Origin of the sequence: Chryseobacterium cucumeris (assembly GCF_016775705.1) — a bacterium.
In the GTDB taxonomy this organism is placed as follows: domain Bacteria; phylum Bacteroidota; class Bacteroidia; order Flavobacteriales; family Weeksellaceae; genus Chryseobacterium; species Chryseobacterium cupriresistens.
Window position 1 is genome coordinate 85,004 of the sequence record NZ_CP068760.1, and the last position, 16,983, is coordinate 101,986.

Sequence of the window (16,983 nt, forward strand, 5' to 3'; positions counted from 1 at the left end):
CCAGCCTGAGATTTTGACAAAATTTATTGTCTATACTTTATAAACTTTTCAGTTTTTCTTCAAGGATCGCAATCTTATCCTGAGCATCTTTTTGCTTTTGACGCTCTACTTCTACGATTTCTGGTTTTGCATTCGCAACAAATTTTTCATTGGAAAGCTTCTTCTCTACTGAAACCAGGAATCCCTTCAAATATTTCAGTTCTTCCTCAGTTTTAGCTTTTTCCTCTCCTAAATCTAAGTTTTCACTTAAAGGAATAGAAACTTCAGTTGCTCCTACCAGGAAGGTAAAACTCGGCTTATCAGTTTTCTGTCCGAAATGGATATCAGAAACATTAGCAAGCTTTCTTACTACAGCTTCATTGGCAAATTCAGATGCATTGGTATAAACCTCAACTGCTTCTCTTGGTGATATTCCTTTTGTCTGGCGGTAGTTTCTAACTCCTGAAATCAATTCAGCTGTGATTTCAAAGTTTTTAATTACTTCTTCATTAAAGCTTTCTGCATTCTTCTGTTGAGCAATAACCAGCGCATCATCAATACTTCTTTCTGAAATCAACTGCCAGATCTCTTCAGACTGGAATGGCATGAAAGGATGAAGGAGCTTCATCAATTCTTCAAAGAAATAGATCGTTTTATGATATACTTCTTTAGAAATTCCTTCGCCATAGTTAGGTTTAATCGCTTCAAGATACCAACCGCAAAAATCATCCCAAATTAATTTGTAGATCAAATGCAATGCATCAGAAATTCTGAATTTCTCGAATTGATCATTAATTTCAGCAATTGTTTTATTAAGCTTGTTTTCAAACCACTCAATAGCCTGATTATCGGTTTCAATAGCTGGCTTATCTTCATGATTCCACATATTGATCAGACGGAATGCATTCCAGATTTTCGTCATGAAATTTCTTCCCTGAAGCATTAAATCTTCATCAAAAAGAAGGTCATTTCCAGCTGCAGAACTCAATAGAATTCCTACACGTACTCCATCTGCTCCATATTTGTCCATTAATTCAAGAGGGTCCGGAGAGTTTCCTAAAGATTTTGACATCTTTCTTCTCTGCTTATCTCTTACAATTCCTGTAAAATAAACATTTTTAAACGGAACTTCTTTTCTGTATTCCAATCCGGCCATAATCATTCTGGCTACCCAGAAGAAAATAATATCCGGACCTGTAACCAGATCAGAAGTAGGATAATAATAGTTGATATCTTTATTTTCACGATCAAGTAATCCGTCAAAGACAGACATTGGCCACAGCCATGATGAGAACCATGTGTCTAATGCATCGTCGTCTTGTCTAAGGTTTTCTGCAGTCAGATCCGAATTTCCTGTTTTTTGTTTGGCCAGTTCTAAAGCTTCCTCTTTAGTTTCTGCCACTACGAAATCATTTTCTCCTTCTCCAAAGTAATAAGCAGGAATCTGCTGTCCCCACCACAACTGACGGGAAATATTCCAGTCACGGATGTTTTCCATCCAGTGCTTGTATGTGTTTTTGAATTTTTCAGGATAGAACTTAACCTCATCATCCATTACTACATCCAAAGCGGGTTTAGCAATTTCAGACATTTTTAGGAACCATTGTACTGAAACTTTAGGCTCAATAACGGCTCCAGTTCTCTCGGAAGTTCCTACTTTATTTACGTAGTCTTCAGCTTTCAGCAAAAGATCTTTTTCTTCAAGTTCTTTTGCAATCTGCTTTCTTACGTCAAATCTGTTTTTCCCTGCGTAATGTAAACCATGCTCATTAAGATTTCCGTCATCATCCAGCGCATCAATCATTTTCAGCTGATGTTTCTGTCCGATTTCGTAGTCATTAACGTCATGTGCAGGAGTAATTTTCAAAGCTCCTGTTCCGAATTCAATGTCAACATATTCATCTTCAATGATTGGGATTACTCTGTCAACAATCGGTACGATTACATTTTTACCTTTCAGGTGTGCATATCTTTCATCATTCGGATTGATACATACCGCTGTATCCCCGAAAATAGTTTCAGGACGTGTAGTAGCTACTGAAAGGAACTCTTCTGAACCTTCAATCTTATATTTAAGGAAATATAATTTCCCGTTTTGCTCTTTAAAGATTACTTCTTCGTCAGAGATATTCGTTTTCGCTTCCGGATCCCAGTTCACCATTCTATAGCCTCTGTAGATGAGTCCTTTATTATATAGGTCTACGAAACTTTTGATAACCTGCTGCGAAAGTTTATCTTCCATAGTGAACCGGGTTCTGTCCCAGTCACATGAACATCCCAGTTTTTTCAACTGCTCAAGGATAGTTCCTCCGTATTTGTGAGTCCAGTCCCATGCGTGGGCTAAAAACTCTTCACGGGTAATATCTGACTTATTGATTCCTTCAGACTTCAATTTAGCAACAACTTTAGCTTCAGTAGCAATTGAAGCATGGTCTGTTCCCGGAATCCAACAAGCATTAAACCCGCGCATTCTTGCACGGCGGACCAGAACATCTTGAAGGGTATTGTTCAACATATGCCCCATGTGTAGTATCCCCGTCACGTTTGGCGGAGGAATAACCACGGTATAGGGTGGTTTGTCGTTAGGTTCTGAGTGGAAATATTTGTTTTCCAGCCAGTAATTGTACCATTTCTGTTCTGTTTCCTGTGGATTGTACTTTTCTGAAATCTGCATAAATTCTATTTCTTTGGCTTGCAATTTGCAAAAATAGTCTAAAGAAAAAAATTTTTAAGCATGAATTAAAATAATTTTTAACTTTGTTTCACAAAATTTATCTAACAAACGTATTAACATTCAAGAATATGAAAAAATTAATTGCAGGAATTGCACTATTCGGGACATTTGCTCTGGCATCTGCACAAACCATTACATTTGATAAAACGACTTTCGATTATGGTACTATCAAGCCTAATGCTGATGGTACAAGATTCTTTACAGTAACGAATTCAGGGGATAAGCCTTTGATTCTTTCAAATGTAAAACCTTCTTGTGGATGTACAACTCCTGAATTCAGCCAGGATCCTATCATGCCTGGAAAGTCTGCGAAGATCAAGGTTGGATACAATACAGCGATCCCCGGCCCTTTCAACAAAATGATTGAGGTTTTCTCTAATGACCCTGCAAACAACAGAAGTGTAATCTACATCAAAGGTAACGTAGACGCAAACGCTCCTGAGCCAAAAGTACTGACTCCTGCTGAGCAGAAAGAGGCTGCCAAAGCTGAGAAAAAAGCTGCAAAACTTGCAAAAAAGACTGCTGCAAAGTAAGCTCTACTCAAAAAAAATAAAAGAACCGTCTCTATTGAGGCGGTTTTTTTATTACATTTATGTTTGATTAGGTGGAAGATGATAGGTAATAGGTTGCAGTAAATGTATGGACGCTGATCATATATATGATTTAGGTTTTAGCTCCTTGGTTTTTTTTAAATGGCTGGGCTAAAGCCCACCCCTATTGAGTTTTAATAACATCTTTACTTTTATCTTTTTACTTTTATCTTTTTACTTTTATCTTTTTACTTTTATCTTTAAATAAAAAAATATGGACACCGACTTCTCAGATAACTTTAAGGTAAGTGGAAAATTTTCTATAAAAAAAGCATCAACATCTTATAATGGAAAGCTCACTAAAGAAGAAGGAGAGCAAATGCTGATTCAGGAGAAGGAAAAACTTCGTGAGCTGCAGGAAAAATTATATGCTGACGGAAGCCAGTCTTTGCTGGTGGTATTACAGGCTATGGATGCAGCAGGGAAAGACAGTATGATTGAGCATGTTTTCGGAGGAGTGAATCCTCAGGGATGTAATGTAACCAGTTTTAAAACACCCAGCTCGAAAGAATATTCTCATGATTTTTTATGGAGGCATTATCTGGCACTGCCACAGAAAGGAATGATCGGGATTTTCAACCGTTCTCATTATGAAAGTGTTTTGGTTTGTAAAGTACATCCTGAATATAATCTGAGTGAAAAGACATGGTCTTCCGTAAAAGATTTTGACAGCAAATTCTGGGAAAACAGGTATGAGAGCATCCGCAATTTTGAAAAGCACCTTTCACAGAATGGAACTACTATTGTGAAGATATTTTTACATGTTTCTAAGGATGAACAGAAACAAAGACTTCTGGACAGAATTGATGAACAGGAAAAAAACTGGAAATTCTCAGCCGGAGATCTTCCTGAAAGAGCGTTGTTTGGCCAATATATGGAAGCTTATGAGGAAGCCATCAATGAAACATCAAAAGATTATGCTCCATGGTATGTAATCCCGGCAGACAGTAAATGGTTTGCAAGAGTAGCAGCTATTCAGATTATTATTGATACCCTGGAGAAAATGAATCTCAAATATCCTACTCTTTCCGATAAGGACAGACAGGAATTACAGGAATCCAAAAGACAATTGGAAAGTGAATAAAATAGGGTTGGATGGTGGAAGCGTGAAGACGGAGATTTAAAATCATTACGTTTTGAGAAACTTCATTCTTCAAGCCTATGACTTCCAGCTTAAAAAAAACCACGAGAAAATCTGTAAGCCGGATTCTGTACTTCCGAAGAAGTGCCTGTTATTTATCTACGTATTACATTGCTGCAATACTTGAGCTGATTACCCCTCGGCTTTCAGGACGAGCCGCCCCTATTTTCATTGCTGAAAAGAACCGATATACTTATCATTGCACCGCAAAGAGTTTACCTGGTTTCACTACAGCCGAACTGTACCTGCTTTCTGTTGCACTTGTCCTACCCTCACGGGTGACGGATGTTATCCGCTTTGCTGCTCTATGGTGTCCGGACTTTCCTACCTCCTGTAAACAGGAAATCAACAAGCCGATTTTCTCGCAGATGCAAAGGTACACAAATTTTGTGGTAAAAAGGCAAAACGGTAAAATGGCTAAATGGTGTTAGTGCTGCGTAAACGATATGGATGTATCAATATTATTCTTGCATTTTTTTACCTTTTTACTATTTTACATGATAATTTTCCCCTAATTACCAGTTTATTATTATCTTCGTGCCATTATATATCTATGGATTCCAGAGAAAAAGAATTTGCGCAGCTTATCAAAGATAATCAGGGACTGATTATTAAAGTATCGCGTTTGTATACCAATTCTCTGGAAGATGAAGAGGATCTTTTCCAGGAAATCGTGTTACAGCTCTGGAGAAGTTATGATTCTTTCAAAGGAAACTCTAAAATTTCCACATGGATGTACCGTGTAGCGCTCAATACAGCCATTACCCTCTTTAGAAAAAAAAGCAAAAGCCTTCCTACCAATGAGCTTGATATCAACCACAGAGATTTTGTGGAAGATGATGACGAAAAACAACAGCAGGTATCACTTTTGTATACGGTAATCAAGACTCTTCCTAATGTAGAAAGAGCCATTGTCATGATGTATCTTGACGATCTGCCTTACAAGGACATTGCAGAAAACCTCGGAATCACTGAAGTTAATGCACGTGTAAAAATGAACAGATTAAAGAAAACCCTTAAAGAACAGATGGAAAAATATGCCTGAATTTGATTTAGATAGCTTTAAGAAAACATGGCAGGAACAACCTGTCCAGCCTAAATATGACAACAAGGAGATTCTTCAGATGTTGAATAGAAAATCACGTAATTATGTGAAGTATATTTTCTGGATCAGCGTTATTGAATTCCTGTTCTTTTCTGTATTTGGGTTGTTCTACTTTTTTCAGGAAGAAGAGTCGGAAAGTTTTCGTAAAATGCTGACAAGATTGGGTGCGCAGGAAGCTCCTGAAGTAGAAAGCAACTTCGGCCATGCCTATCTGGCTATAAAAATCTTAAGCTTGTTGATTACAGCTTATTTCGTCTTGAAATTCTATCAGAATTACCGGAAAATAAAGATCGAGGAAAATCTGAAAGGGCTTATCACACGAATCATCAAGTTCAAAAGAACGGTGAATGCCTTTATTCTGATCAGCATTGTATTGCTGCTGCTATTCACTTTTGTGCTGATCGCTTTTATATTATATATATTAGATTCCCAGAATATACAGCCTACCAGCTCCAGTCTCACCATCATTATTGTTGGAATTACTGTCAGCACACTACTGGCAATCTCTATGATCTGGGTTTATTACAGACTGGTATATGGTACTATTATTAAAAAGCTTGATAAAAATCTGAAGCAGCTTAAAGAGATAGATTCTCAGGAAAATTAATATACATAGGCATAGTTCGGGATATAATCATTAATTTTATTCCACCAAATCTTAAACTATGCCCTTATCTTATGTGTATGGAACTTCTGACGTTTCATTATTAGGACAGACCATCGGAGCCAATCTTAAAAGTACTGTCGAAAAATACCCTCACCAGGAAGCACTTGTCTGCGTTCATCAGAATTACAGAGCGACTTATCAGGAATTTTACAATCAGACCACAGCTGTTGCAAAAGCTTTATTGTTTTTAGGAGCAAAAGCAGGTGACAGAATCGGGATCTGGTCTTCCAACCGTTATGAGTGGGTACTTTTACAGTATGCCACTGCCAGGATAGGAACTATTTTAGTGAATATCAATCCGGCTTACAGAACTCATGAACTGACCTATGTACTCAATCAGTCCGAAGTTCGTTTTATTTTTTCTTCTTTAAGCTTTAAAACCAGCAATTATAAAGAAATGGTTGAATATGCAAAAGAAGTTTGTCCAACCCTGGAGCATGAAATATTCTTTGATGAAAACTGGGAATATTTTGTGAATAACGGCCAGGAAATTTCAGACGAAGTACTTCACAGTTTTGAAGAACATGTACAGTTTGACGATCCTGTTAATATCCAATATACTTCCGGAACAACCGGTTTCCCGAAAGGGGTTACTCTTTCTCATCATAACATTCTCAATAACGGTTATTTTATAGGGATCCGATTGAAATATACTGAGAAAGACCGCGTCTGCATTCCAGTGCCCTTCTACCACTGTTTTGGGATGGTTATCGGAAATATGTGCTGCACAGCTCACGGGGCCTGTATGGTAATTCCGAATGACAGCTTTGATCCGGAGATTACTTTAAAAGCTGTTTCAGACGAAAAATGCACTTCTTTGTATGGCGTGCCCACCATGTTTATTGCGGAACTGGCAGTAAAAGATTTTGACAGCTATGATTTTTCAAGTTTAAGGACAGGTGTTATGGCTGGTTCCGTATGCCCTCCGGAGATTATGAAAAAAGTGGAAAGCCTTATGAATATTAAAGAAATGAGCATCTGCTATGGGATGACGGAAACTTCACCAGTATCTACTCAGACTTTAATAGGAACACCGCTGGAAAAACAGGTCAGCACTGTAGGAACTGTTCAGGATCACCTTGAGATCAAAATCATTGATGAAAACGGAAGGACTTTAAAACGTGGAGAGCATGGTGAACTTTGTACCAGAGGATATTCTGTGATGCTGAAATACTGGAATGATCCTGAAAATACAAAGAAAGTACTGGATGATGCCCGCTGGATGCATACCGGAGATATGGCTGTAATGGACCAAGACGGTTATATTACTATTTCAGGAAGGATAAAAGACCTCATCATCCGTGGTGGAGAAAATATTTCGCCTAAAGAAATTGAAGACTTTTTATATACGTATACCAACATTCTGGATGTTCAGATCATTGGTGTTCCGAGTGAGAAATTCGGGGAAGAAGTAATGGCCTGGATAAAGGTGAGAAAAGGATTTACCATCACGGCAGAAGAACTTCAGGAATACTGCAAAGGAAGGATAGCCCATTATAAAGTTCCGAAATACTGGAAATTTGTAGATGAATTCCCAATGACCATTTCCGGAAAAATAAGAAAGGTGGAAATGAGGGAAATTTCAATGAGGGAGCTGGGACTGGAACACGTAAAGCAGGGCTAAATTAAAAAACAAAAAGCATTTCAGACTGAAATGCTTTTTTTATATTTTAAAGTTCTTTTCTTAATCTTGCGACAGGAATATTGAGCTGTTCACGATATTTTGCAATCGTTCTTCTGGCAATATTATAGCCCTGCTCTTTCAGGATCACCACCAACGCATCATCTGTAAGCGGCTTTCTTTTATTCTCTTTACTGATCACTTCCTGCAGATGGGTTTTGATCTCTTTGGTAGAAACTTCTTCTCCATCGTCATTGGTTAAACTGTCTGAGAACAGATCTTTAAGGTATACAATCCCGTTCGGTGTATCTGCATATTTGCTTTTTACCACCCTTGAAATCGTAGAGATATCAAAACCTGTAATATCAGCAACATCTTTTAAGATCATTGGTTTCAGGGACTTTTCGTCACCTGTAATGAAATAATCTTTCTGGAACTTTACAATCGCTGTAATCGTTTGTAATAAGGTATTTTGACGTTGATTAATCGCATCAATATACCATTTTGCAGCATCCAGTTTTTGCTTGATAAATAAAGCAGCCTGTTTGTGTTCCGATGAGTTTTTATCATGGGAATAGGTTGTCAGGATATCTTTATATTCTTCAGACACTCTTAAAGTAGGCGCATTTTTGCTGTTCAGCATAGGAATTACCTGTCCGTCTTTCACCTGAATTACAAAATCCGGAATAATTTCCTGATTGATCGTAATCGTCTGGGTATCAAAGTTTCCTCCAACCTTCGGAGATAATTTTGAGATTTCATCCAGCGCATCTTTCAGATCATCTTCTTCAATATCATATTTCTGAATGATCTTGTTATAGTGCTTATTGGTTAAGGCATCAAACTGATGTCTTAAGATATTGGCAGCCAAAGAAACAGCTTTATCAGAGCTTACTTTCTTTTCGATCTGCAGTAAAAGACACTCCTGAAGGCCTCTTGCTCCCACTCCCGGCGGATCCAGCTTCTGCACATAGTTTTCAAGGATATCCTCCACTCTTTCTTTAGTGGTATAGATTCCCTGTGAGAAGGCAAGATCATCAACAATTGATTTGATCTCTCTTCTCAGGTATCCGTCTGTATCTAAATTTCCGATAAGGTATTCTGCAATCTTAAGATCTTCCTCACCGATATTCACCAGGTGAATCTGTTCTGTAAGATAATCATATAAGGACTGTCCTTCCGTTAAAAGACTCTCGTTATCAAATTCTTCATCATCCGGAGAATAGTTGCTGGATGCGGTTTTATAGCTGGGTTCATCGTCATAGATATATTCGTTGACGTCGAAATCTGTCTCAATGCTGTCTGTACCCTCATCCTGATAAGCGTCTTCAAGGGAAGAATAGTCATCTTCCTTAGAATCTTCTTTTGCAATTTCCAAAGCTGGGTTTTCTTCCAACTCCCTCTCCAACTCCTCTTCAAATTCAAGAGTATGAAGCTGAATAAGCTTCATCAACTGAATCTGCTGAGGGGCCAGCTTCTGTCCTAATTTGAGTTGTAAGTGTTGTTTAAGCATATTCTTATTTGGCGTTTTAACATAACATATTCTACGAATTTAATAAATTTATTTGATAAAAAACATATTTAGCATGATTTTTGCATTACTTGTCCTAATATAATAAACTATTAAAGAATAAAAAAAGCCTTAACTTGTGATTAAGGCTTTTTTTATTGTTCTAGAATTCAGCACTTTTGGGTGTTCTAGGGAAAGGAATTACGTCTCTGATATTCGTCATTCCTGTTACGAAAAGAACCAATCTTTCCAATCCTAAACCGAAGCCTGCATGCGGCACAGAACCGAATTTTCTGGTATCAAGATACCACCAAAGTTCATGCTCATCTACGTGCATATCTGCCATTTTCTGTTTTAAGACATCTAATCTTGCCTCTCTCTCAGATCCTCCGATGATTTCACCGATACCAGGGAAAAGAACATCCATAGCAGCAACGGTTTTGTTGTCATCGTTCAGTTTCATATAGAAAGCTTTGATTTCTTTCGGATAGTCAAATAATACTACCGGGCTTTCAAAGTGTTTTTCAACAAGATATCTTTCATGCTCAGACTGAAGGTCTGTTCCCCATTTTTCAACAGGGTACACAAATTTTCCTTTTTTATTTTCTTTAGAGTTCAATAAAATTTCGATTGCTTCTGTATAGCTTACACGCTTGAAACGCTTCGCTACCACATTCTGAAGTTTTTCGATAAGACCTTCTTTTGCTCTTTCTTTTTCCGGTTTTGTCTTTTGTTCTTCTGTAAAACGGTTATCCAGGAACTCAAGATCATCTTTGCAGTTATCCAATACATACTGGATCACATATTTTAAGAAATCTTCCGCAAGGTCGATGTTATCTTCAAGGTTGTTGAATGCCACTTCCGGCTCAATCATCCAGAACTCGGCAAGGTGTCTTGTCGTGTTGGAATTTTCAGCACGGAAAGTAGGTCCGAATGTATAAATTCTTCCCAATCCCATAGCTGCAGTTTCTCCTTCCAACTGTCCTGAAACGGTAAGGTTTGTTTTTTTACCGAAGAAATCCTGTGCAAAATCAATTTCACCTTCTTCAGTTTTCGGCATATTGTTCAGATCAAAGTTGGTTACCCCAAACATTTCACCTGCTCCTTCTGCATCTGCTCCTGTAATTACCGGTGTGTTGATATAGAAAAACTGATTCTGGTTGAAGAATGAGTGAACAGCAAAACTTACTGCATGACGCACTCTGAACACCGCTCCGAAAAGGTTTGTTCTGAATCTTAAGTGAGCCTGCTCACGAAGTTTCTCAAGACTGTGTTTCTTAGGCTGAAGAATTGTACTCTGAAGTTCTTCTGTAAAGTTATCTCCTAAAATAATGATCTTTTTAGCAATAATTTCCACAGATTGTCCTGCTCCCTGGCTTTCCACCACTTCTCCTACCACTTTCAGGGAAGAAGCCGTACTGATATTTTTGATGATTGCTTCATCAAAATTTTCGAAATCAACAACTATCTGCAAATTATTAATCGTAGAACCATCATTAAGCGCAATAAAGCGATTAGCACGGAAGGATCTTACCCATCCGTAAACAGTAATGTCATGATGTAATACTTTCTTGTAATCCTTTAGGATTTCTTTGATCGTTTGCTTTTTCATTTGTTGATGATAAATTTTTTATATAAAAATTAATGTCTGCAAAGTTACAAAAAAACAGCGCAACTTGATGATTGCGCTGTCTTTAAAAATCATTTAACTGGTATTTAAACTCTCAGTTCAGGAAATTCACCTTTTCTTCTTCGGACTCTTCTGCATTTTCAGGTACATTTCCACTCAATATTATCCTGAACTTCAATAAAATCCGGAATACCCGGAATGAACACTTACACGATCACTTTTAAAAAGAATAAAATATGATTTTATTCTGAGTTTTCATGGAATTAGTTATTGAAATGGTTATTAGTTTTTAGATGATACGTTCGTGGTCATTACCGGGGCTTACATCCATTTTTAGACTATACTATACTTTTAAACTGTGGCGGATTCACCGGATTTATACTGTTTAATGATTTTTAAATAATCACTACACTTTATATTCTAAATTTCTAAACAAGTACTTCATTATTTACATTTAATTTTCTGGTTATTATTTCTGTTTTTACCCTCATTTGTTATTCTTTTTCTGATACAATTCCAGACCTGGATTTTAAATAATCAGGAGTTTGAAACTGATATCTTGTATTGTGCACATACAAAATAAATGATTGTGTTTTTACCTGAAGCAAAGATGCAGGAAGTGAAATAATGATACAAGGGAATGGTTTATAGATTCATAAATTTATATACCTAAAATCATGAATCTATAAATAATATTAAACTGAAAATCAATCGATTAAATTAATCCAAAGACATATTTTCAATTTCTTTCAGGTAGATAGAAAGTGGTGTTCCGGTTCTTTTTTTGAAGGCTAAAGTGAAAGCCTGTTCATTATTATATCCTAATTCTTCGGCGATAAAAGGAATTTTATAAGACCTGAATTTTTTGTCATTGGCCAGTCTGCTGATGGCATAATCAATACGAAGATCATTGAGATAGGTTGCAAAGTTTTTCCCTTTGTAAGTATTGATAATTTCTGACAGATATTTTGAGTTTGTTTTTATTTTTTTGGCCAGACTTCCCAACGTGATTCCTTTATTCAAAAACTGATCTTTGCTTTCAAATATCTCAAGTTCATGTAAAATATTCCTGGCAATATCTTCAGAAATAGTTCTTGATGTTTTATCTTCTGTATTTTCTGTGAGAAGAGGTTCTGATGAAATTTCCTTTTTAATTTCCCCGTCACTTTTTCTCCCTACCCTGTTTTCATTAACGGATTGAATAAGATCCTGAGCGATCTTTTTATAGTTCTTTTCAGATTTTTTATATTTAAAATAAACGTTGATAAACAGCAAATGCGAAATCAACAAAAGGCTCAACACAATATAAAAGAGGCTTTTTCTTTTTGTAAGTTCATTGGTAATATCCTCTTTCTCCTGCTGCAGTTCCGGAGTATCATATCTTCTGGGAAGCTCTCTGGAAATATACCTGAACTGTGTATACAGTACCTGATCCACCTTTAAAAACCGGTCCACATAATACAGCTGCTTTTCTATATCATTATTTTCTTTATAATGATCAATGAGGTAAGTATATACATCTCTCAGCTCGGGATAAATATAATTCGTTTTAAGAACCAAAGAATCGATCCTGTGGAAAAAGCCTGCTGCTTTTTCTTTTTCCTGAAGTCCGGCATAGGATTTTCCCAGGTATAAAAGAGTGTAATTCTGGTCTCTTTTATCATTAGTATTTGTAAAGAAATATTTTTCGCACTCCAATAAGGCGTTAATTGCTTTCTGATAATTTTTCAAATGCAGATGGTAAGATCCCAGCAGCCCAAGATTCTGGTAATATCGGTAAAGATTTTTATTTTTTCTGGAATCCAGTAAGCCTTCCTGTATCAATGTATAAGCAGAATCCATTTTATTGATCTCTATATAGGCGTCTGCCAGATTCAACTTAAGAGATTTCTGTTCATCTTCATTCATATAATCGGTATCATACGCATAATGTCTTAAAACTTTAGCTGTCTCAGCGTGTTTACCAATATAATTATTAAGGGAGGCAATACTGATATGTGCCATGGCAATCTGCCTTTTATTTCCTTTTTCTTTTGCATATTTCAGACCTAAAATATAATTGTTCAATGCAGCCTGAAGATTATCATTTCTGAAATACAGATTCCCTTTTAAAAGATAAATTCTGGCCGGATATATATTTTCTTTGGAATTCCTGGTGATCTGTTGTAAGCTGTCAAGATATTTTAATGCAATGGGCAGAGTTTCACCAAAATGGAGCATAACATATCCTTCAGCAATCTGAATCGTATTTTTTTCAGATTTTGCTTTTTTAAGATAGCTTTCTGCAATGCTTTTACTGTTCACATCCCCGACATGGCTGTAGAATTCTTTTTCCAATTTGTCATAAGACCGTTTTTCGGGAATATTTTTTTCAGCATTATTGGTTTGTGCATGAAAAAACACATTCCCAATAACCAATAACATTAGTAAATATTTTAATTTCATCACTCATCCTGGCTATATTACAAAAATATTATTTTTCTTCAGTAGATACACCACAGCTTTTGCTTTTTTCGTGTATTTATCCATATTTTCATTAAAAACAATGGTAATTTAATCAACAAAAGAGAGACAGCTTAAAAAAACTGTACTCTCTCAAAATTATTTCCATTCTATTTTACCTTCCATATAATATACCCTTCCGTTGTCTTCATAGAGAAGATCATAGCCCTGAGAGGTAAGATAGAAATGACAGACTTTCATTTCATTGTTTCTATCTCTGAATTGAATTACTGCAGGACACATTTTCGCCCTATCCATTTTCTTCACCATTACATCAAAATTCTTCTGAATATTTTTCCTGCTATACAAGGACAGCATTCTGTCGTCAATAAAGCGGACATATTTCAAAGATGACAGAGGATAGGTAATTAATTTAAAAGGCTGTCCTGCGAGCTTCGCAGCATTCTCATTGAAAAAATTTGTGATCGAAATACTGTCCTCGGTAATACTTTTCACCACACTTGATTCATACCTTTGCCCATCCTCAAACTCCATACTGTAGATGGCTTCCATTTTAATGGCAAAACCTTTCCCGGACTTTCTTAAATCTATCAGATCTGTAAATTCTTTTCCTTTTTTAATGACAATCAATACGTTCCCTTCTCCAAAATCACAGTCATAATATTTTTTATAATCGAAAGGTTCTTCAATATGGGGTTTCAAGGTATCATTCACTGTATTTTGTGAAAAAACACGTATTGACAGCATCAGTAAAAATAAGATCAGTGTATAATTTTTCATGGCTTGATGATGTAATGGTTAAAACTTATTATGGTGGCTCTTCTGGAACGCCTTTTTTGTTTTCTGATTCTTAAAATTCCAGTTGATAAGAGGAAGCTTCCTTCTTCCGTTCTCATTCCAACCACCAATCTGGATGCCCCGGAAATCCTTACACTGATTATACAAACCGATCTGAATTCCTCTGCATTTCTGCCCGATATTGGCCAATGGTGCTACAGAAACACCTTTCATCTCGTGATGCACATTAAAAAAGGGAGAAACAGACATTCCATTGGTCACCGCATACGTATTGATATTACTCGATACATTAATTTCCAGTCCGTTTGTGACGGTAGGTTCCATATTGATAAGCGACAACTGCAGACCGTTAATAGTATTCATTTTTTTGCGGGGAACTACCACATAATCATTATTACCTGGTAATTGTAGGTTGAAAAGCATTAATGGCGGCAAGAAAATGCCCACAAAATTGAATCCCATGCCTAAGCCATTTACCTTTTTAGGCTTAAAATGATCTTCTTCATCATAATATTTAAATAAAATTCCGTTGACATTTTTTACAGTCTTTGAGGGTGAAGCGGCAATCAGTCTTGGTTTCAAAGAATCTACTTTCAGGCTGTCTGAGGCATACATCAGAGTATTGACTAAAAGAACTGCTATTAATAAGATCCGTGTTTTCATAACTCGTTATTTTAAAATTACAGTTCAAAATTATCTGCTGAAGATCCAGTTCCGAATGTGAAAAAAAATTAAAAAATATACCCGGTTTGTGAAAATCGCAAAATGTAGGTTGGAAGAAGGAAGAAGGATCCTTTCAACATCCAATACTTCCCTTCTCCAAGCTTCAAGCTTCAAGCTTCAAGCCTTCTAAAAACAAAAAATCAAAAACTCTTTCCACAAAAAATACTACATTTGTGAAAATCACAAAACTATGCACCAGGAGGCTTTATTGAAGGAAATCCGAAGAAAAATCGGTGAGAAATCTTTGAATGATGAGATCGCCAACATTCTTAATATCAGTTATGATGCCGCTCACAGAAGAACTTCTATGAAAGCCAAGTTCAGTTTTGAAGAAGCACTGGAGCTCGCCAAATACTATCAGATCTCATTGGATCAGTTTCTGGGAACGGAAAATCAATTGGTTGTCAAAAGAACACAGCCTGTAAAAACTACAGAAGATCTTTTAAACTATTTTGAAAACTCTCTGAAGATTTTGAATGTTTTTCAGAACATTAACAATTCTAAAGTATTTTATTCTGCAAAAGACATCCCGTTTTTTTATACTATTTCACATTCAATGTTATCCCGTTTCAAGTTTTATGTCTGGATGAATTTACTGAATCAGGATAAGTTCTTAAGCCCTTTCCATGGGTTTACTATGGAATACCATTCTATAAAAAATGAGATGCTGAAAGATCTTTATGATAAACAAAATGTAACGGAAATATGGAATGACACTACCATTATGAGTGTATTGAGACAAATTTCATTCTATTATGAAATGGGATTATTAAAGAAAAATGAAGTGGATCTTATTCTGGAAGACCTAAGAAAATTACTGGAAGAACTGGAGACTAAAACACTGGAAAAAAATAATTTTCAGATCTATGTCAATGATTTAGTAATTTTAAACAACAGTATTTTATTCAAAAATGAAGAACAGTGTTCCTTTTTTGTGCCTTTCAGCATGTTTGGATATATGATGACCAATGATAAAATGACGTGCGAAGATTCTCTGAGCTATTTTGAACATCAGATCAAAAACTCAAGATCACTGAACGAATCCGGAAACAGAGAGAGGAAAATATTTTTTAATAAGATGTATGAGCAGATCGACAGATTAAAACAAAATTTATCATGAACAGCCTTCGTAGCGGCGAATATTTTGGGGAAACCAATCAAATGGTCAATTTGGAAGGATTGACCATCACCGATACGGAGTATACTCATCCTTACGTAGACTGGCATTATCATGAAAATGCTTATTTCACTTTTCTTCTACAGGGCACCATGACAGAAGGAAACAGAAAAGAAACCTACGGCTGTTCTGCAGGGACATTATTGTATCATCATTGGGAAGATCCGCACTATAATCGTAAACCGGATATTTTCACAAGAGGCTTTCACATTGAGCTTTCGCAAAGCTGGTTTGATCGGTTTGATATTCAGAAAAATAAAGTGGAAGGAAGTTTTAATATCAAAAATCCTGCTTTAAAACTATTGGTTTATCAGATGTTCAAAGAAACCAAAACCAATGATATTTCTTTTGATCTAAATATTAATCAGTTATTACTGCATCTTTTCAACCAGTTAACTCATCAGAAGGAAAATACAGAAAGAAAACCTTTGTGGGTAGGCCGGATCAATGAAATTCTGCATGAAAGCTTTACAGAAAATCTCAGTCTTACAGAACTTTCCAAAACACTGAACATCCATCCTGTTCATCTCAGCAGGGAATTTCATAAACATTTCCATTGCAATCTGGGGGAATATCTCAGAAAATTAAAGATTAATAAATCAATGGAACTTCTCAATTCACCTTCTTCTTTAACGGATATTGCTCTGGAATGTGGTTTTTCAGATCAGAGTCACTTTATCCGATGTTTTAAAGAAAATATCGGAATTACTCCTTTGAAATACAGGAATCTGTTGAAAAATCATTGAAACTTGATTGTTTGAGATTCTTCATTACATTGCATTTCATTGAGACTGACACGCGTTAAATAACATCATTCACGATTTGGATACATCATTCCCCGATTT

General features: G+C 36.2%; 13 protein-coding genes and 1 other RNA gene. 7 read left to right on the top strand and 7 right to left on the bottom strand.

Features of this window, described 5'->3' with window-relative positions:
* Window positions 1-37: 37 nt before the first annotated feature.
* Window positions 38-2,653, bottom strand: coding sequence for a valine--tRNA ligase (locus JNG87_RS00420; protein ID WP_202841058.1), 2,616 nt, complete (start codon window positions 2,651-2,653; stop codon window positions 38-40).
* Between the two features lie 128 nt (window positions 2,654-2,781).
* Between JNG87_RS00420 and JNG87_RS00425 the strand changes: the two genes are divergently transcribed.
* Window positions 2,782-3,246 carry a DUF1573 domain-containing protein gene (locus tag JNG87_RS00425; RefSeq protein ID WP_110010053.1) on the top strand — a complete coding sequence of 155 codons (465 nt, stop codon included), beginning with the start codon at window positions 2,782-2,784 and terminating at the stop codon, window positions 3,244-3,246.
* A 271-nt stretch (window positions 3,247-3,517) separates the two neighbouring features.
* Window positions 3,518-4,387, top strand: a complete 870-nt coding sequence (locus JNG87_RS00430; protein ID WP_202841060.1) for a polyphosphate kinase 2 family protein — start codon at window positions 3,518-3,520, stop codon at window positions 4,385-4,387.
* A 98-nt stretch (window positions 4,388-4,485) separates the two neighbouring features.
* On the opposite strand, the gene rnpB is transcribed toward JNG87_RS00430, so the two are convergent.
* Window positions 4,486-4,809: RNase P RNA component class A (gene rnpB, locus JNG87_RS00435), an RNA gene on the bottom strand.
* A 188-nt stretch (window positions 4,810-4,997) separates the two neighbouring features.
* Here rnpB and JNG87_RS00440 point away from each other — a divergent pair.
* The 3 genes from JNG87_RS00440 to JNG87_RS00450 are packed head-to-tail and all read left to right on the top strand — an operon-like array spanning window position 4,998 to window position 7,840.
* Complete coding sequence (locus JNG87_RS00440; RefSeq protein WP_002976998.1) at window positions 4,998-5,489, top strand: RNA polymerase sigma factor; 492 nt, start codon at window positions 4,998-5,000, stop codon at window positions 5,487-5,489.
* A complete protein-coding gene (locus JNG87_RS00445; protein WP_202841062.1) occupies window positions 5,482-6,156 on the top strand; it encodes a beta-carotene 15,15'-monooxygenase in 675 nt (224 codons plus the stop codon). The genes JNG87_RS00440 and JNG87_RS00445 overlap by 8 nt, the downstream gene beginning before the upstream one ends.
* A gap of 58 nt (window positions 6,157-6,214) precedes the next feature.
* Window positions 6,215-7,840, top strand: a complete 1,626-nt coding sequence (locus JNG87_RS00450; RefSeq protein ID WP_110010056.1) for an AMP-binding protein — start codon at window positions 6,215-6,217, stop codon at window positions 7,838-7,840.
* 46 nt (window positions 7,841-7,886) lie between these two features.
* Here the strand turns inward: JNG87_RS00450 and rpoN are convergent, their stop codons facing one another.
* From rpoN to JNG87_RS00475, 5 genes are all read right to left on the bottom strand, one after another.
* Window positions 7,887-9,350, bottom strand: coding sequence for an RNA polymerase factor sigma-54 (gene rpoN, locus JNG87_RS00455; protein ID WP_110010057.1), 1,464 nt, complete (start codon window positions 9,348-9,350; stop codon window positions 7,887-7,889).
* Window positions 9,351-9,510: 160 nt separating this feature from the next.
* Entirely contained in the window at window positions 9,511-10,959 is a 1,449-nt protein-coding gene (asnS, locus tag JNG87_RS00460) for an asparagine--tRNA ligase (protein WP_202841064.1), read from the bottom strand.
* Between the two features lie 738 nt (window positions 10,960-11,697).
* Entirely contained in the window at window positions 11,698-13,401 is a 1,704-nt protein-coding gene (locus tag JNG87_RS00465) for a helix-turn-helix domain-containing protein (RefSeq protein WP_202841067.1), read from the bottom strand.
* A gap of 177 nt (window positions 13,402-13,578) precedes the next feature.
* Window positions 13,579-14,220 carry a hypothetical protein gene (locus tag JNG87_RS00470; protein WP_202841069.1) on the bottom strand — a complete coding sequence of 214 codons (642 nt, stop codon included), beginning with the start codon at window positions 14,218-14,220 and terminating at the stop codon, window positions 13,579-13,581.
* Window positions 14,221-14,238: 18 nt separating this feature from the next.
* Window positions 14,239-14,901, bottom strand: a complete 663-nt coding sequence (locus JNG87_RS00475) for a hypothetical protein (RefSeq protein WP_202841072.1) — start codon at window positions 14,899-14,901, stop codon at window positions 14,239-14,241.
* 250 nt (window positions 14,902-15,151) lie between these two features.
* Here JNG87_RS00475 and JNG87_RS00480 point away from each other — a divergent pair, with 250 nt between their 5' ends.
* Window positions 15,152-16,081, top strand: coding sequence for a helix-turn-helix domain-containing protein (locus tag JNG87_RS00480; protein ID WP_202841075.1), 930 nt, complete (start codon window positions 15,152-15,154; stop codon window positions 16,079-16,081).
* Entirely contained in the window at window positions 16,078-16,884 is an 807-nt protein-coding gene (locus JNG87_RS00485) for a helix-turn-helix transcriptional regulator (RefSeq protein ID WP_137905098.1), read from the top strand. The genes JNG87_RS00480 and JNG87_RS00485 overlap by 4 nt, the downstream gene beginning before the upstream one ends.
* Window positions 16,885-16,983: the final 99 nt, after the last annotated feature.